The sequence below is a fragment of the Sphingomonas sp. FG14 genome (assembly GCF_057809675.1).
Window position 1 is genome coordinate 288,151 of the sequence record NZ_JBMDKK010000003.1, and the last position, 16,110, is coordinate 304,260.

General features: G+C 64.7%; 15 protein-coding genes. 7 read left to right on the forward strand and 8 right to left on the reverse strand.

Going from position 1 to position 16,110, the window contains the following annotated elements; genetic code table 11:
• The first annotated feature begins 3 nt into the window (after nt 1-3).
• A complete protein-coding gene (locus ACODTA_RS13670) occupies nt 4-792 on the forward strand; it encodes a crotonase/enoyl-CoA hydratase family protein (RefSeq protein ID WP_489066459.1) in 789 nt (262 codons plus the stop codon).
• A gap of 67 nt (nt 793-859) precedes the next feature.
• On the opposite strand, the gene ACODTA_RS13675 is transcribed toward ACODTA_RS13670, so the two are convergent.
• The 3 genes from ACODTA_RS13675 to ACODTA_RS13685 all read right to left on the reverse strand — a co-directional run bounded on the left by ACODTA_RS13675 (nt 860) and on the right by ACODTA_RS13685 (nt 3,337).
• Complete coding sequence (locus ACODTA_RS13675; RefSeq protein WP_489066460.1) at nt 860-1,300, reverse strand: acyl-CoA thioesterase; 441 nt, start codon at nt 1,298-1,300, stop codon at nt 860-862.
• The gene (locus tag ACODTA_RS13680; protein WP_489066461.1) at nt 1,300-2,085 is read right to left on the reverse strand and encodes an SDR family NAD(P)-dependent oxidoreductase; all 786 of its coding nucleotides are present in this window, start codon (nt 2,083-2,085) and stop codon (nt 1,300-1,302) included. Before ACODTA_RS13680 ends, ACODTA_RS13675 begins: the two co-directional genes overlap by 1 nt.
• A gap of 82 nt (nt 2,086-2,167) precedes the next feature.
• Nucleotides 2,168-3,337 carry an acetyl-CoA C-acetyltransferase gene (locus ACODTA_RS13685; protein WP_489066462.1) on the reverse strand — a complete coding sequence of 390 codons (1,170 nt, stop codon included), beginning with the start codon at nt 3,335-3,337 and terminating at the stop codon, nt 2,168-2,170.
• Nucleotides 3,338-3,439: 102 nt separating this feature from the next.
• On the opposite strand from ACODTA_RS13685, the gene ACODTA_RS13690 reads away from it, so the two are divergent.
• Nucleotides 3,440-4,105, forward strand: coding sequence for a nitroreductase (locus tag ACODTA_RS13690; protein WP_489066463.1), 666 nt, complete (start codon nt 3,440-3,442; stop codon nt 4,103-4,105).
• Here ACODTA_RS13690 and ACODTA_RS13695 read toward each other — a convergent pair.
• Both ACODTA_RS13695 and ACODTA_RS13700 read right to left on the reverse strand, forming a co-directional pair.
• Complete coding sequence (locus tag ACODTA_RS13695; RefSeq protein ID WP_489066464.1) at nt 4,102-4,686, reverse strand: TetR/AcrR family transcriptional regulator; 585 nt, start codon at nt 4,684-4,686, stop codon at nt 4,102-4,104. The two genes, ACODTA_RS13690 and ACODTA_RS13695, sit on opposite strands and share 4 nt — an antisense overlap.
• Nucleotides 4,683-5,114 (reverse strand): ester cyclase, encoded by a 432-nt coding sequence (locus ACODTA_RS13700; protein ID WP_489066465.1) that lies wholly within the window; start codon nt 5,112-5,114, stop codon nt 4,683-4,685. The genes ACODTA_RS13695 and ACODTA_RS13700 overlap by 4 nt, the downstream gene beginning before the upstream one ends.
• A 241-nt stretch (nt 5,115-5,355) precedes the next feature.
• On the opposite strand from ACODTA_RS13700, the gene ACODTA_RS13705 reads away from it, so the two are divergent.
• Nucleotides 5,356-6,396, forward strand: a complete 1,041-nt coding sequence (locus ACODTA_RS13705) for a rod shape-determining protein (protein ID WP_489066466.1) — start codon at nt 5,356-5,358, stop codon at nt 6,394-6,396.
• Here the strand turns inward: ACODTA_RS13705 and ACODTA_RS13710 are convergent.
• The 3 genes from ACODTA_RS13710 to ACODTA_RS13720 form a co-directional block, all read right to left on the reverse strand.
• On the reverse strand, nt 6,369-8,963 hold the full coding sequence (locus ACODTA_RS13710) for an HWE histidine kinase domain-containing protein (RefSeq protein WP_489066774.1): 2,595 nt from the start codon (nt 8,961-8,963) through the stop codon (nt 6,369-6,371). The two genes, ACODTA_RS13705 and ACODTA_RS13710, sit on opposite strands and share 28 nt — an antisense overlap.
• Nucleotides 8,947-9,543 (reverse strand): biliverdin-producing heme oxygenase, encoded by a 597-nt coding sequence (locus ACODTA_RS13715; RefSeq protein WP_489066467.1) that lies wholly within the window; start codon nt 9,541-9,543, stop codon nt 8,947-8,949. The genes ACODTA_RS13710 and ACODTA_RS13715 overlap by 17 nt, the downstream gene beginning before the upstream one ends.
• Nucleotides 9,544-9,635: 92 nt before the next feature.
• The gene (locus ACODTA_RS13720; RefSeq protein WP_489066469.1) at nt 9,636-10,790 is read right to left on the reverse strand and encodes an acyl-CoA dehydrogenase family protein; all 1,155 of its coding nucleotides are present in this window, start codon (nt 10,788-10,790) and stop codon (nt 9,636-9,638) included.
• A gap of 175 nt (nt 10,791-10,965) precedes the next feature.
• Between ACODTA_RS13720 and ACODTA_RS13725 the strand changes: the two genes are divergently transcribed.
• The 4 genes from ACODTA_RS13725 (at nt 10,966) to ACODTA_RS13740 (ending at nt 16,069) form a co-directional block, all read left to right on the forward strand.
• Nucleotides 10,966-11,967, forward strand: coding sequence for a fumarylacetoacetate hydrolase family protein (locus ACODTA_RS13725; RefSeq protein ID WP_489066470.1), 1,002 nt, complete (start codon nt 10,966-10,968; stop codon nt 11,965-11,967).
• 200 nt (nt 11,968-12,167) lie between these two features.
• Nucleotides 12,168-13,343 (forward strand): acyl-CoA dehydrogenase, encoded by a 1,176-nt coding sequence (locus tag ACODTA_RS13730; protein WP_489066471.1) that lies wholly within the window; start codon nt 12,168-12,170, stop codon nt 13,341-13,343.
• A gap of 143 nt (nt 13,344-13,486) precedes the next feature.
• Entirely contained in the window at nt 13,487-14,692 is a 1,206-nt protein-coding gene (locus tag ACODTA_RS13735; protein ID WP_489066472.1) for a CaiB/BaiF CoA transferase family protein, read from the forward strand.
• 102 nt (nt 14,693-14,794) lie between these two features.
• Nucleotides 14,795-16,069, forward strand: a complete 1,275-nt coding sequence (locus ACODTA_RS13740) for a 3-methyl-2-oxobutanoate dehydrogenase (2-methylpropanoyl-transferring) subunit alpha (protein WP_489066473.1) — start codon at nt 14,795-14,797, stop codon at nt 16,067-16,069.
• The last annotated feature ends 41 nt before the right edge of the window (nt 16,070-16,110 follow it).

Consider the following 16,110-nt stretch of genomic DNA (forward strand, 5'->3'; position numbering starts at 1 on the left):
AGAATGAACGACCGCGTTTCCATAACCATCGATCAGGGCGTCGCCGATGTCCGCCTGACCCGCGCCGACAAGATGAACGCGCTCGATCCCGCCATGCTGCAGGGGATCGCGGCGGCGATCGACACGCTCGGCGCGACGCCAGGACTGCGCGCGGTGGTGCTTTCAGGCGAGGGGCGGGGCTTTTGCGCCGGCCTCGACATGGCGAGCATGGCGGCGGGCGTGGGCGACAAGGATTTCGACCTGATGGCGCGCAGCCATGGCCTGGCCAATCTCTACCAGCATGTCGCCTGGGGCTGGCGGACGCTGCCCGTGCCCGTCATCGCGGCGGTGCATGGTGTGGCGTTCGGCGGCGGGTTCCAGATCATGTCGGGCGCCGATATCCGCATCGCGCATCCGGAAACGCGCCTGTCGATCATGGAGATGAAATGGGGGCTGGTGCCCGATATGGCGGGGGTCGCGCTGTGGCGGACGCTGGTGCGCGACGATGTGCTGCGTGAACTGACCTACACCAATCGAGAATTTTCGGGCGAGGAAGCGGTGGGACTGGGTTTCGTGACCCGGACGGCCGAGAATCCGCACGCGATCGCCACCGTGCTCGCAAGCAAGATCGCAGGCCGCAATCCCGACGCGATCCGTGGCGCCAAGCGGCTTTTCAACATCGCGGCCGATGGCGATGCCGCGTCCGTCCTGCTCGCGGAGAGCGAGGAGCAATTGAAGGTGATCCGCACGCCCAATCAGGTGGAGGCGGTGACCGCCAATTTCGAGAAGCGCGCGCCGCGATTCAACGATTGAGGATCTCTATTTCAACGCGTCGCTCCAGCTTTCGCCAGAGCGACGCGGGGAGTCGGGGAACTGAGCTTCAGCCCGGCTGCTTCACCATATGCCGGGTCAGCGCCGCTAGCATATCGTCGGGCAGCGGTTCTGATCCTTCGGGGCCGGTGAGCACCACCGTGGTTTCACAGGTCGCGACACAGGCGCCGTTCTGGAAGGCGGCGGCGTCGATCCGCCAACTGCGCGTGCCGATATGGCCGACGCCCGACGCAATCTCGATATCGTCGGGGAAATGCGCCTCGGCGAGATAGTTGATCGAGATCGCGGCGATCAGCCAGCGTTCGCCCGCGCGTCGGCGATCGAACAGGCCGAGCGAACGGTTGAAGCGAACCCGGCCATTCTCGAACAAGGCCGCCATCGCGACATTGTTGATATGGCCGAGTATGTCGAGGTCCTGGAAGCGGGTCTCGGTCACGAAGCTGAAGGGGTAGGCGGCCCGATCGAGCCGCCAGCCCTCGGGCCGCGCCATCAGCGCGGCGCCATCCGGATCGCGCCGTCCAGACGCACATATTCGCCGTTGAAATAGCCGCACTCGATCATGGTGAGCGCGAGCTGGGCATATTCGGGCGGGCGGCCGAGCCGCTTGGGGAAGGGGACCGAGGCTGCCAGCGACTGCTGCACATTATCGGGCAGGCTGGCGAGCAGCGGCGTTTCGAAGATGCCGGGCAGGATGGTGTTGACGCGGATGCCTTCGCCCATCAGGTCGCGCGCGATCGGCAGCGTCATGCCGAGCACGCCCGCCTTGGATGCTGAATAGGCGGCCTGGCCGATCTGGCCGTCCTGCGCCGCGACGCTGGCGGTGTTCACGATCGCGCCGCGCTCGCCGAATTCGTCGATCGGCTCCAGCGTCATCATGCCGGCGGCCGACTTGGCGATGCAGCGGAAGGTGCCGAGCAGGTTGATCTGGATGACCCTTTCGAAGGCATCGAGCGGGAAATGCTTGATGCTGCCATCTTCCTTCGATCGGCTCGCGGTCTTGATGCCGTTTCCGATGCCCGCGCAATTGACGAGGATCCGTTCCTGGCCGTGCGCCGCGCGCGCCTTGGCGAAGCCCGCATCGACGCTGTCTTCCGAGCTGACGTCGACCGCGCAGAAGATGCCGCCGATCTCGGCCGCGATGGCCTCGCCCTTCTCGGCGTTGAGATCGAAGATCGCGACCTTCGCGCCCTTGGCGGCCAGCGCCCGCGCGGTCGCGGCGCCCAGGCCGGACGCGCCGCCGGTCACGACGGCGGCAATGCCGTTTTCGATGATCATGAGTCTATTTCCCTGTTCTGATGTTGGTTTGGGAAAGCGCGGAAGAGCGCTTTCTGGTGGTACCGGCTTCCTCGAATAGGCTTCAGAAACGCTCGACGATGGTGACGTTGGCGAGGCCGCCGCCTTCGCACATCGTCTGCAGGCCGTATTTGCCGCCATGGCGCTTCAGCGCGTTGATCAGCGTGGCCATCAGCTTGGTGCCGCTGGCGCCCAGCGGATGGCCGAGCGCGATCGCGCCGCCATGGACGTTGATCTTCGCGGGATCGCCGCCGACATGCTGGAGCCAGGCGAGCGGCACGGGCGCGAACGCCTCGTTGACTTCGTAGAGGTCGATATCGTTGATCGACATGCCGGCGCGCTTCAGTGCCTTTTCGGTGGCGAACAGCGGTTCTTCGAGCATCACGACGGGATCGCCGCCGGTGACGGTCAGGTGATGGATCCGGCCGATGGGCGTCAGGCCGTGCTCCTTGAGCGCCTGTTCGGAGACGATCAGTACCGCGGAGGAGCCGTCGCAGATCTGGCTGGCATTGGCGGCCGAGATCACGCCGCCTTCCTGGAGAAGCTTGACCGATCCGATGCTTTCGAGTGTCGCGTCGAAACGGATGCCTTCGTCGCGATCATGGCTGATCGTGCCTTCGGGCGTCTCGACGTTCAGCGCGACGATCTCGTTGGCGAAAGCGCCGGCCTCGGTCGCGGCGATCGCGCGCTTGTGGCTTTCCAGCGCATAGGTGTCGAGTTGGTTGCGGTCGAAGCCGTATTTCTTCGCGATCATCTCGGCGCCCATGAACTGGCTGAACTGGATGCCGGGATAGCGTGCTTCCTGGCCGGGGCTCTTCGAACTGCCCAGGCCCGCCTGCGCGAAAAGCGCGCCGGTGGCGCCCATCGGAACGCGCGTCATGCTCTCGACACCGGCGGCGATCACCACGTCCTGCGTGCCGCTCATGACCGCCTGCGCGGCGAACTGCATCGCTTGTTGCGAGGATCCGCACTGGCGATCGATCGTCACCGCCGGCACGCTTTCGGGCAGCTTCGATGCAAGCACCGCGCCGCGCCCGATCTGGAAGCTTTGCTCGCCGCCCTGGCTCACGCAGCCCATGATCACATCGTCGATCGCGCGCGGATCGATCCCGGACCGGTCGACGATGGCGTTGAGCACCTGGCCCGCCATGTCGGCCGGATGCCATCCCGCGAGCTTGCCGCCGCGGCGGCCCCCGGCGGTACGAACGGCGTCGACGATATAGGCTGTGGACATCATGGCTCTCCTGTCGGACTCGGATAGGGTCTCGAAACGCTCTTGCCGTTTACGTTAACGTTGGCAAGGGGGAGCATCATCAACGCAGTGGGAGTGAAAGCGGTGAATGTCAGTGAAGCCATGGCCGCAAGGCGCTCCGTCCGCGGATTTCTCGATATGCCGGTCGATCCATCGCTGATCCGTACATTGCTGGAAAAAGCCGCGCGCGCGCCGAGCGGCGGCAATCTCCAGCCCTGGCATGTCGATGTGGTGACGGGCGATGCCATGGAGCGGCTGAAGGCGTTGATGCGCGAGCGACTCGCGTCTGATGCGAGCGAGCAGCATGCCTACGACATCTATCCGCCCAATCTGACCGCGCCCTATCGCGATCGGCGCTTCGCGATCGGTGAGGCGATGTACGCGCATATCGGCATCCCGCGCGAGGACAAGGCGGCGCGGCGGCAATGGTTCGCGCGCAATTTCCAGTTCTTCGGCGCCCCCGCCGCGGTTTTCTGCACCGTCGATCGGCAGATGGGGCCGCCGCAATGGTCCGATCTCGGCATGTTCCTGCAAAGCTTCATGCTGCTCGCGGTCGAGGCGGGCCTCGCGACGTGCCCGCAGGAATGCTGGGCGGTCTATCCGGAGACGGTGACGGGGTTCCTCGGCACACCAGCGGAACGCATTTTGTTTTGCGGCGTCGCGATCGGCCATGAGGATCCGGATCAGCCAGCGAACCAGCTTTGGAGTGCCCGCGCGCCGCTGGAGGAATGGGCGCGTTTCCTAGATTAATGATGGCCTAGTGCAGCGGCGGAGAGCGCCCTGATCGCCCAGGTCCGAACTTCCCGCGCCTGATCATCGTCGAGTTGCAGTACGTCCTTGAATACCACCACCGCTTCGATTCCGACGACAAGCGCGACCGCATGCGCGAGCATAGTGGCTGTGCGGGGATCGAGCCTGTCGCGGAGCGGGGCAAGCGCCGCCTCGATCGATGGCGTGCGTCGATTCTGGCGGGCGGGAACATCACCTTCTTGCGCGGCCCGTTGCAGCGAATGGGCGAGCATCGCGCGCAATGCCGTCTCGTTCGCGGCGATCATCGTGTGCAGCGCGCTATCGACGCGCAGCAGCCGATCGGCCACGTCGCCGCTCATGTTATCCGCGAAGATCTCGTCCGGCCCCGGAACCGCGACATCCAGCGACGCTTCAAGGAACAACGCGTCGAGCCCGGGGAAATAACGATAGGCGGTCGCGCGGGAGACGAGCGCTTCCTCGGCGATCTCCTCCAGCGTCGGGGTTCGGCCCGTCTTCATCAGCCGGGCGGCCGCCTGCAACAGATCCTTGCGGGTGCGCCGTCGCTGGTTGCTTCGGCTCATGCGGTGGGTGCGGGTGAAAGCTGCTGGAGGATCGCGGCCAGATCGATCCAGACATTCTCGCGCCTGATCTCGCCGCTGTCGGCGAATTCGAGGACATGAAGCAGGCGGAATGCAAGCGGCCTGTCCCGTCCGTCGATCCCGAACGGCCTGCCCGGCGCGCGACCGCGCCACAGCGAATCGTCGACCAGGAAATTTTCGCCGTAGAGCCGTCGCCGTGTTTCGAATGTGCCGTCCGAGAGGTCGGCGAAAAGCGCTTCATAGAAACCGCGCGCGCCTTCCGGCCCATGAGTGGGTCCGGTCGGCGCCCCGACAATGTCGTGTTCGACATCGGCGGTCAGCGTACCGAGCACGCCTTCGACATCGTCATTGGCTTCAAAACCGAAATGCTCATCGAGCTTTCGGTCCATCTGTTCGTGCGTCAGCGCCATTGTACCCTCCATTCGCTTAATCGGGCTCTTAATGAGACTGAAATCTCATTTCAATACTTTAATCTCACCAATATGATGGGTATTGTCGTCGGGATGGGACATTCCGCCGCAAGAACCGCCCGCCCGGGCGCAGGGCGCGATTGACGCGGTATCCCGGGCCTCTCAAGCCGGTGTGACGGCACGGGGGGCGTTTCCCGCGCCGCCCAGTCGCCAGGCGACGGTTCAGGGTAGCGTTCATTCCATGTTCTTATCGCGTTTCTTCAAACTGGCCTCGCACGACATGGCCATCGACCTCGGCACCGTGAACACGGTCGTTTATGTTCGTGACCATGGCATCGTGCTCAACGAACCTTCGGTGGTCGCGCTCGAAACGCGTGACGGCGTGCGCAAGGTGCGCGCCGTCGGCGCCGATGCGAAGCTGATGATGGGCAAGACCCCCGCCAATATCGAGGCGATCCGGCCATTGCGCGACGGGGTGATCGCCGACATCGACGTCGCCGAACAGATGATCAAGCATTTCATCGACAAGGCACATGGCGGGGCATCGCGCCTGCCGCGCCGGCCGGAGATCGCGATCTGCGTGCCATCGGGATCGACCACGGTCGAGCGCCGGGCGATCCGAGACGCCGCGACCAATGCGGGGGCGAGCCAGGTCTTCCTGATCGAGGAGCCGATGGCGGCCGCGATCGGCGCCGATCTGCCGGTGATCGAGCCTGTCGGCGTCATGGTGGTCGATATCGGCGGCGGCACCACCGAGGTCGCGGTGCTGTCGCTGCGCGGTCTCGCCTACAGCAATTCGGTGCGTGTCGGCGGCGACAAGATGGATGAGGCGATTTCCGCCTCGATCCGCCGCAAGCACAATCTGATGGTGGGCGAGGCGACATCGGAGCGGATCAAGCATGAGATCGGCAGCGCGATGATGCCGCAGGGGGACGGTCTGACGATCAGCGTCAAGGGGCGCGATCTCGTCGCGGGCGTTCCCAAGGAGATCCACGTCACCGAAGCCGAAATCGCCGAGGCGATCGCGGAGCCCGTCAGCCAGATCATCGGCGCCGTCCGCGCCGCTCTGGAGAACACGCCGCCCGAGCTTGCCGCCGACATCGTCGATCGCGGGATCGTGATGACGGGCGGCGGCGCGCTGCTGCGGCGCATCGATGAGGCGATGGCGACCGCGACGGGCCTGCCGGTCGCGGTCGCGGAAGAGGCGCTGATGTGCGTCGCCAAGGGCGCGGGCCGCGCGCTTGAGGATTCGGCCTATCGCGGGGTGCTGACGCCGGCCTGATGTTCGGCCCTGTGGGCGATCGCGTGCGCCGCGGCGGCGGCGAGCTGCTTGGGCCCATAGGGCTTGCTGATCGTGATGACCGACTGGTGGCGGCCGATATCGCCGATTGCCTCGCCATAGCCGGTGGCGAAGGCGAAGGGGATGCCGCGCAGCGCCAGCGCATCGGCGACGGGCGCGCTGGTCTCGTTGCCCAGATTGAAATCCAGCAGCGCGAAATCGAAATCGGTCTGTTCGATTGCGGCCAATGCGCGGGCGACGGTGCCCGTCGTCACCACATGGATGGCTCCCAGCGCGCGCAATGCATCCTCGCCGTCGAGCGCGATGATCATGCTGTCCTCGACCAGCAGCACCACACATGCGTTCAAGGGCCTGGCATGGGCCGGTTCCTCGTTCGATCGCGCCACCAACCGCGCCTCGCTGACGCCGGCGACGTGGCGGGACGGGACGCAGAAATGTGCCTTCAGCCCGGCCAGGCGATAATTGAGTTGGGCGGTGCCGCCCAGATCATAGGGAATCGAGCGTTCGATGATCGTGCTGCCGAAGCCGCGCCGCGTGGGCGCGGTCACCGCCGGTCCGCCGCTCTCCGTCCAGTCGAGCAGCAGGCTGCCGTCCGGGTCGATCGTCCAGTGGATCAGCACGTCGCCACTGTCGGAGAGTGCGCCATATTTGGCCGCGTTGGTCATCAGCTCATGTAAGACCAGCGCCAGCGTGGTGAACGCGACGGGGTGGAGCAGCACATTGGGGCCGTCGATCCGCACGCGATCGCGCTGCAGGCCGGCATAGGCGCCGGTCTCGATCTCGATCAGGTCGAACAGCCGGGCCGGGCCCCAGCGATCCGAGGTGACCTGATCATGCGCGCGCGCCAGCGCCTGGATGCGATGTTCCAGCGTGCCGATGAACCCTTCGACCGATTCGGTGCTGTCCCGCGTCTGCGAGATCAGCCCGCGAATGAGCGACAGGATATTGCGCACGCGATGATTGAGCTCGGCGATCAGCAGTTCCTGCCGTTCGTTCGCACGCTGCCGTTCCTCGCCCGCCGTGTCGGACAGGCGCACGAGCACTTCGAGCATGCCGGTCTTCAACGTATTGGCGACGCGGCGTTCGGCCGCGCTGAAGGGCACGCTGCTGCCCTTGACCAGTTCCGACCATGCCTCGAAGCTCTTGCGCGGCGTCAGCCGTGCGCCGCTTGGCCCGTATTCCACCGCTTTTTCCGGATTGCCTGCCCAGCGCACCGAGCGCAGTCTTTCGCTGCGGAACAGCACGACATAGTCGCGGGGTTTGCGCGAAAGCGGAATGGCGATCAGCCCGGCCGCGCGATCGGCATAGCGTGCCGCGTCCGGCAGCACGCTCTGGATCGAATCGAGCGCGAACACCTCATTGTCGGCGATGCGGTTCAGCATGGCGATGATCGCCTCGAACTCGGCATTGTTGGGCGCCAGTCCGCTCAGCGAGATCGCGCCGTTCAGATAGACGCCCACGCCGTCCGCCGGAATGGTGTCAACGATCATGTCGCCGATCCAAGGTGCGTTGCTCAGCAGATCGCCGTCCTGCGCGACCGTTGCCATCATCCGGTCCGCGACGTTGCGCGCGCGCGTCTCGTATTCGGCGGCCTCGCGCCGTTCGCGGCTTTCGAGCATCAGCGAGAACATCTGGCCGAGCAGCTCGGCCGCCGTGCGGTTGGCGAAGCTCGGCAGGCGCGGCGCATAATGATGGCAGGCGAACAGGCCCCAGAGCTTGCCCCCAACGATGATCGAGATCGAAAGCGAGGCGGCGACGCCCATATTCTTGAGATATTCGATATGGATGGGCGAGACCGCGCGGAGCACCGAGAGCGACTGGTCGAGCGCTGCGCCGCGCGGATCGAGCATCGGCAGGATCGGCACCGGCTGTGCGCCGACATCGGCGATGATGCGGAACACGCTGCGCATATAGAGCGTGCGCGCCTGTGCCGGGATGTCGCTGGCGGGATAATGCAGCCCGAGGAAGCTGTCGACGCCAGGCTGGAGCGCTTCGGCGACGACTTCGCCCGATCCCTGCTCGTCGAAGCGATAGACCATCACCCGGTCGAAACCGGTGATCGCGCGCACCTGCCGCGCGCCTTCGCGCAGGAAGGTCGCCATGGTGTCGCTCTGGCCCAGGCGCGTGACCATGGCGCGCACGACGGCGGCGGCTTCCAGATCCTCCTCGATCGCTGGTTCCGCTTCGATGATGATGGTGTCGCCGCTCATATGGACAGCGACGTCGAAGGGCGGGTGTCCGTCGATCAGCGGCTGGGCGAACAGGCGTTCGACCGCGTCAGGGCCGCGCAGCATCGCCAGCCGGTTGCGGATCGCGTGCAAGGCCTTGTCGCTCACCAGTCCGGTGATCGGTCGGCCGAGCAGCTCGTGGGGCGTCCGGCCCGTGAATGTCGCGATATTGTCGGAGACGCGCGCGACCAGCCAGTCGTTGCCGAGCGCGATCAGAAATCCGAAAGGCTGGATCTGGCCGAGCACATGGATCGGTTCGCGATCGCAATTGGTGAGGTCGACCGCGAAGCTGGCGGGATTGTCGTCAGCCACGGGCAGAATCCTCGATCGTCGCGGCCGTGCGATAAGCGGCGAAGGTCGCGCGCGCGGCGGCGATCGCATCCGCGTGCCACAGGGCGTCGGCATCGTCGGCCGCCGTGTCGATCATTGCCTGGATGCGGCGCCAGCCGCCCGGGCCATGCGTCGCGGAAAGATAGGCTTTGGGCAGGTCGGCGGGGACGCCGCGAGACAGCATGGCACCGCCCAGCCGCGACCCTTCGATTACATAGATCGCGCCCCAGCGCGCGGCTTCGGCAGTTGCATCGGGGAAGGGCAGGCTTTCGGGCATTGCGATATCGAGTGCGGCGAGATCCGCGGCGAGATCGGCGGTCCGGCCGCGCCAGCCGGGGAGCAGTCCCGCCGGATCGATGCTTTGCTCGACCGCCGGCAGGATCCGCGCATGCGCGCGCAGGAAGCGTGCATAATGCGCCCGGCTGTCCAGCCCCAGCGATCCGAAGGCGTGATCCACCGCCTCATGATCATCGCGCGTCGCGTCGCGAAGCCGCCGATGAAAGGGTATGGCGTCGGGATGCGGGGCCGACGGACGGCCTTGCCGTCCCAGATCGTCGACACCAGCATGCATCGCCAGACCCTAGGGAGGCGGGGGCGGGCTGTAAACGGCGCACAGATTGATCCAGAGCAAGCCGCCACGCCGAACCGGCGGGTCGTCGCGGATCAGAGCTTGCGGCCGATCAGTTCCTTCATGATCTCGTTGGTGCCGCCGAAGATGCGGGTGACGCGCGCGCCGCGCCAGGCGCGGGCGATCGGATATTCGTTCATGTAACCCGCTCCCCCGTGGAGCTGGAGGCACTTGTCCATGATCTCCCATTGCAGTTCGGTGTGCCAAAGCTTGGCGGCGGCGCCTTCCTCCGGGGTCAGTTCGCGCTTCATGTGCCGCGCCAGCGCCCAGTCGAGATGCGCCCAGCCGACCTGTAGCTTGCTCTTGAGATCCGCCAGGGTGAAGCGGGTGTTCTGGAAATCGAACACCGGCTTGCCGAATGCCTTGCGGTCCTTGGTGAAGGCGACGGTCTCGTCATAGGCGCGTTGCGCGGATGCCTGTGCGGAGACCGCGATCGACAGCCGTTCCTGCGGCAGCTCGCTCATCAGATAGATGAAGCCCTTGCCTTCCTCACCCAGGCAATTGGTCATCGGCACGCGAACGTCCTCGAAGAACAGCTCCGATGTGTCGGCGGCGTCCTGGCCGATCTTGTCGAGATTGCGGCCGCGCTTGAAGCCTTCGCGCTCGGCCTCGACCAGGATGATCGACACACCTTTCCATGCCGGCTGCACTTCGGTGTCGGTCTTGGCGCAGACCAGGATCAGATCGGCATTCTGGCCGTTGGTGATATAAGTCTTGGAGCCGTTGATGACATAGTGATTGCCATCCTTGCGCGCCGTGGTGCGGATGCCCTGAAGGTCCGATCCCGTGCCCGGCTCGGTCATCGCGATCGCGGTGACGACCTCGCCCGAAACCAGCTTGGGCAGCCACTGCTTCTTCTGCTCCTCGGATCCATAGGAGACGATATAGTTCACGACGATATCGGACTGGAGCGAAAAACCGAGCGACACCCCGCCATGATAGGCGCCTTCCTCGTCGACGATCGCATTATAGCCGAAATCGAGGCCGAGCCCGCCATATTCCTCGGGAACGGTGGGGCACAGCAGGCCGAGTTCGCCCGCCTTGGTCCAGATCGCCTTGTCGACGATCCCGGCCTCGTCCCATTTCGCCGCGTTGGGCGCGACCTCTTCCTGCATGAAGCGGCGCACGGTCTGGCGAAAGGCTTCGTGATCTTCGGAATATGCGGTGCGCGCAAGGGCGTCGAGGGACATGGGCTCTTTCCTCTCCGGGGATTTGTCTTGATAGTGGCATACGAAGCCCAAGTTGACGTTATGGTCAAGTGACTTTCCGTATTCGTCAAACTGCCGGCCCGTGGACAGATTTGGTTTCATTTGATACTAGATGCCGCCAGACCCCCTCTCGCGGTGCATTTTTGAAAGGATCGCCATGAAGCTTGCCAGCCTGAAATCCGGACGCGACGGAAAGCTTGTCGTCGTATCCAACGATCTCGCCTGGTATGCCGACGCCGCCCATATCGCGCCGACGTTGCAGGCCGCGCTCGATGATTGGGACCGTGTGTCCGGTGACCTGGAAAATCTTGCCACCGATCTGGAGCATGAAGTGATTCCGCGCGAGCGTTTCCACGAGCGCGATGCGGCTTCGCCGCTGCCGCGTGCCTATCAATGGGCTGATGGCTCCGCCTATGTGAACCATGTCGCGCTGGTGCGGCGGGCACGCAATGCCGAGATGCCCGAAAGCTTCTGGCACGATCCGCTGATGTATCAGGGCGGATCCGATGGTTTCCTGGGGCCGCGCGATTCCATCCCGCTGGCCGATGAAAGCTGGGGCTGCGACATGGAGGCCGAAGTGGTGGTCGTCACCGGCGATGTGCCGTTGGGCGCGAGCCGTGAACAGGCGCTTGCGGCGATCCGCCTGGTCGGGCTGACCAACGATGTTTCCCTCCGCAATCTTATTCCCGGCGAACTCGCCAAGGGGTTCGGCTTCTTCCAGTCCAAGCCGGCCAGCGCCATGTCTCCGGTGTTCGTGACGCCCGAAGCGCTTGGCGAGCGTTGGAAGGACGGCAAGCTTCATGGTGCGCTGATGGTCGATCTCAATGGCAAGCCGTTCGGTCGCGCCGATGCCGGCGTGGACATGACCTTCGATTTCGGCACGCTTGTCGCCCATGCCGCAAAGACGCGCGCGCTGGGCGCCGGCACGATCATCGGATCGGGCACCGTTTCCAACCGCGATGCGGCGGGCGGCCCCGGCAAGCCGGTCGATCAGGGCGGCCTTGGCTATAGCTGCATCGCGGAGGTGCGGACCGTCGAGACCATCCAGTCGGGCAAGGCCGAAACGCCGTTCCTGAAGTCCGGCGACAGCGTCCGCATCTGGATGGAGGATGAGCGTCATCATCCGATCTTCGGGGTGATCGAACAGACGGTCGGCTAGTTTTTTCTACCGTTTGCTTCGAGCGCAGGTTCGAGCTTGCCGAGAACCGCAGTCGAGAAGGCCCGGCACAGCGCTTCTCGACGGGCGCGTCTCGACAGGCTCGACGCTGCTCGAAGCGAGCGGGTTGATTTGTGATACTTGGCGATCCCGTCGGGCTCCGGCATAGGCTGGGCCGGTATTTCGACTGACGGGAGCCACCCATGGCCGCTTTCACGCCCTTTCGCTGGGACGATCCCCTGCTGCTCGACGCGCAGCTCACCGACGACGAGCGCATGATCCGCGACACCGCGGAAACTTATGCGCAGGAAAAGCTGCTTCCGCGCGTGCTTTCGGCCACGCGTGAGGAGCGGTTCGACCGTGAGATCATGAGCGAGCTGGGTGAACTCGGCCTGCTCGGCGCGACGATCGATGGCTATGGCTGCGCGGGCGTCAGCCATGTCGCCTATGGCCTGGTCGCGCGTGCGGTGGAGCGCGTCGATTCGGGCTATCGGTCGGCGATGAGCGTCCAGTCCTCGCTCGTCATGCACCCGATCCATGCCTATGGCTCGGAAGCGCAGCGCGAAAAATATCTCCCGCGCCTCGCGAGCGGTGAGATCGTCGGCTGTTTCGGCCTGACCGAACCCGATGCCGGATCGGACCCCGGCAGCATGAAGACGCGCGCGATCGCCGTCGATGGCGGCTATCGCCTGACCGGCACAAAGATGTGGATCACCAACTCGCCGATCGCCGATGTCGCGGTGGTCTGGGCCAAGCTCGACGGCGTCATCCGCGGTTTCATCCTCGAACGCGGCATGGACGGCTTCTCGACCCCCAAGATCGAGGGCAAGATGAGCCTGCGTGCCTCGATCACCGGCGAGATCGTGATGGACGAGGTGTTCGTGCCCGAGGATAATCTGCTGCCCAACGCGCGCGGCCTCGGCGGTCCGTTCGGTTGTCTGAACAAGGCGCGTTACGGCATCGCTTGGGGATCGATGGGAGCGGCGGAGGATTGTTTCCATCGTGCGCGCCAATATGTGCTCGATCGCAAGCAGTTCGGCCGGCCGCTCGCCGCCAACCAGATCCCGCAATTGAAGCTGGCGAACATGGAGACCGAGATCGCGCTGGGCCTGTCCGCCGCGCTCGCGGTTGGCCGCAACATCGACGCGGGCACCTGGGCGCCGGAAATGGTGAGCCTGATCAAGCGCAACAATTGCGGCAAGGCGCTCGATATCGCGCGGGTTGCGCGCGACATGCATGGCGGCAACGGCATCGCCGACGAATTCCATGTCATTCGCCATGTCGTGAACCTGGAAACCGTGAACACCTATGAAGGCACGCACGACATCCACGCGCTGATCCTGGGGCGGGCGATCACGGGGATTCAGGCGTTTTCGTGATGTTTGGCGATTCTCCCAACCGTTTGCTTCGAGTAGCCGTCGAGCCTGTCGAGACGGCGTATCGAGAAGGCCGGCGCGGTTGTTCTCGACACGGGCTCTCGACTGCGCTCGACCCCTGCTCGAACCCAACGGTCTAGGTCGTTATGGCTGGCCCCCTGAACGGCGTCCGCGTCCTTGATCTTTCCCGCGTTCTCGCGGGGCCTTGGGCGACGATGCAGCTTGCCGATCTCGGCGCTGAGGTCATCAAGGTCGAGCGGCCCGGCGCCGGTGACGATACGCGATCCTGGGGGCCGCCCTGGTTCGAGGACGAGACCGGCGAGCGGGTGACGAGCAGCTATTATCTCGCACCCAATCGCAACAAGAAATCAGTCGCGATCGATCTTTCCAATCCGCAAGGGCAGGCACTGGTGCGGGCGATCGCGGCGAAATCGCATATCGTCGTCGAGAATTTCAAACAGGGCGGGCTTGCCACCTATGGGCTCGACTGGCCTTCACTCAAGGCGGTCAATCCGGCGCTGGTTTATTGCTCGATCACCGGTTTCGGCCAGGATGGTCCCCGCGCGCACGAAGCGGGCTATGATTTCATGATCCAGGGCATGAGCGGCCTGATGAGCGTCACCGGCCCGATCGGCGGCGAACCTTATCGCGTCGGCGTGGCGCTGGTCGATATACTCACCGGGCTCAATGCCACGATCGCGATCCTCGCGGCGTTGCGCCATGCCGAGGCGACGGGGGAGGGGCAGCAGATCGACATGGCGTTGTTTGACGTCGCCGTCGCCTCCATGGCGAATCAGGCGACGGGCTATCTCGTCTCGGGCGAGGCGCCGGGGCGGATTGGCAACGAGCATCCCTCGATCACGCCGTATCAGACCTTTCCGACCAGGGACGGGTACATCATCCTGGCGATCGGCAATGACGGGCAGTTCGCGCGATTCGTCGAGGAAGCGGGCATGGCCGCGCTGGCGCGAGACGACCGGTTCGCGACCAATGCGCTGCGCACGATCAATCGCCGCGCGCTCGAACCGATCCTGGAAGGCGTGCTCGCGGGGCGCACCACCGCCGAATGGATGGCGGCGCTATCGCGTTGCGCGGTGCCGTGCGGGCCGATCAATTCGCTTGATGCGACCTTCTCCGATCCCCAGGCCGAGCATCGCGGACTACGGCTTTCTATGCCGAGCCCGTACGGACCGATTCCCGGCGTGCGTAGTCCGCATCGATTGTCGGCCACCCCCGGTCCTGCTCCCGCACCACCACCGATGCTTGGTGAGCACAGCCGGGAAATATTGTCAGATCTGTTGGGGTTAGGTGAATTCGAGCTCGATAATCTGGCCAAATCCAGGGTAATCTGACGCCGGATCGCAACTTCCCTCTCGCAATGTGCGTTGAAATATAATAACAAGAATTGGCAAGCATTGCTGACCCATTTTTGGGTCCTGAGAGGAACGTCTGCGATGGCTCAAAACGAGGGGCGCCGCAATTTGCGGTCGCTTGAATTGCACGTGCCCGAGCCGAAATTCCGGCCCGGCGATTCGGTCGATTACAGCGACCTGGTGATTCCGCCCGCGGGATCGGCGCCGCGCCCGGATATCGATGCGCGGCCGGACAGTTTTCATGAACTCGCCTATTCGCTCGTCCGCGTGCTCGACGAGAATGGCAATGCCGTCGGCCCCTGGGCGCCGCGGCTGTCGCCCGATACGCTGCGCGAAATGCTGCGCAACATGGCGCTGACCCGCGCGTTCGACGAGCGCATGTTCCGCGCACAGCGCCAGGGTAAGACCAGCTTCTACATGAAGTGTACGGGCGAGGAAGCGGTGGCGGTCGCCGCTGCCTATGCGCTTGATCGCGACGACATGTGTTTCCCCGCCTATCGCCAGCAGGGTCTGCTGATCTCGCGCGGGTGGAGCCTGGTCGACATGATGAACCAGATCTACTCGAACAAGGGCGACCGGCTGAAGGGCAAGCAGCTGCCCATCATGTATTCGGTCAAGGATGCGGGTTTCTTCTCGATCTCCGGCAACCTGACCACGCAATATCCCCAGGCCGTGGGCTGGGCGATGGCGAGCGCCGCCAAGGGCGACACGCGCATCGCCGCCACCTGGTGCGGCGAGGGTTCGACCGCCGAGGGCGATTTCCATTCCGCCTGCACCTTCGCCAGCGTCTATCGTGCGCCGGTGATCCTGAACGTCGTCAACAACCAGTGGGCGATCAGCTCGTTCTCGGGTTTTGCCGGCGCTGAATCGACGACCTTCGCCGCGCGCGCGGTGGGCTACGGCATTGCCGGGCTCCGCGTCGACGGCAACGACATATTGGCGGTCTATGCCGCGACCGAATGGGCGGCCGAGCGTGCGCGGACCAATCAGGGGCCGACCTTGATCGAGCATTTCACCTATCGCGCCGAAGGGCATTCGACCTCCGACGACCCCAGCCAATATCGTTCGGCGGACGAAAGCAGCGAATGGCCGCTGGGCGATCCGATCGCGCGGCTGAAGCAGCATCTGATCGCGCTGGGCGAATGGGATGAAGAGCGCCACGCCGCGATGGACCTGGAGCTTGCGGAAACCGTCAAGGCCGCGGCGAAGGAATCGGAAAAGAACGGCATTCTCGGGCATGGTCTCAACAACCACCCGTTCGAATCGATGTTCGAGGATGTGTTCGAGGAAATGCCCTGGCACCTGCGCGAGCAATGCGCGCAGATGCTCGACGAGCAGAAGGCGGCCGGACTGTGAGCGACGAGAGAGATCTTGCCGTTGCCGAAGAGGCGACGGGC

What these genes read in the sequence shown, in the direction of transcription:
- ACODTA_RS13670 (WP_489066459.1), top strand. Translation starts at nt 4, where the DNA reads ATGAACGACCGCGTTTCCATAACCATCGATCAGGGCGTCGCCGATGTC.
- ACODTA_RS13675 (WP_489066460.1), bottom strand. Translation starts at nt 1,300, where the DNA reads ATGGCGCGGCCCGAGGGCTGGCGGCTCGATCGGGCCGCCTACCCCTTC.
- ACODTA_RS13680 (WP_489066461.1), bottom strand. Translation starts at nt 2,085, where the DNA reads ATGATCATCGAAAACGGCATTGCCGCCGTCGTGACCGGCGGCGCGTCC.
- ACODTA_RS13685 (WP_489066462.1), bottom strand. Translation starts at nt 3,337, where the DNA reads ATGTCCACAGCCTATATCGTCGACGCCGTTCGTACCGCCGGGGGCCGC.
- ACODTA_RS13695 (WP_489066464.1), bottom strand. Translation starts at nt 4,686, where the DNA reads ATGAGCCGAAGCAACCAGCGACGGCGCACCCGCAAGGATCTGTTGCAG.
- ACODTA_RS13700 (WP_489066465.1), bottom strand. Translation starts at nt 5,114, where the DNA reads ATGGCGCTGACGCACGAACAGATGGACCGAAAGCTCGATGAGCATTTC.
- ACODTA_RS13705 (WP_489066466.1), top strand. Translation starts at nt 5,356, where the DNA reads ATGTTCTTATCGCGTTTCTTCAAACTGGCCTCGCACGACATGGCCATC.
- ACODTA_RS13715 (WP_489066467.1), bottom strand. Translation starts at nt 9,543, where the DNA reads ATGCATGCTGGTGTCGACGATCTGGGACGGCAAGGCCGTCCGTCGGCC.
- ACODTA_RS13720 (WP_489066469.1), bottom strand. Translation starts at nt 10,790, where the DNA reads ATGTCCCTCGACGCCCTTGCGCGCACCGCATATTCCGAAGATCACGAA.
- ACODTA_RS13725 (WP_489066470.1), top strand. Translation starts at nt 10,966, where the DNA reads ATGAAGCTTGCCAGCCTGAAATCCGGACGCGACGGAAAGCTTGTCGTC.
- ACODTA_RS13730 (WP_489066471.1), top strand. Translation starts at nt 12,168, where the DNA reads ATGGCCGCTTTCACGCCCTTTCGCTGGGACGATCCCCTGCTGCTCGAC.
- ACODTA_RS13735 (WP_489066472.1), top strand. Translation starts at nt 13,487, where the DNA reads ATGGCTGGCCCCCTGAACGGCGTCCGCGTCCTTGATCTTTCCCGCGTT.
- ACODTA_RS13740 (WP_489066473.1), top strand. Translation starts at nt 14,795, where the DNA reads ATGGCTCAAAACGAGGGGCGCCGCAATTTGCGGTCGCTTGAATTGCAC.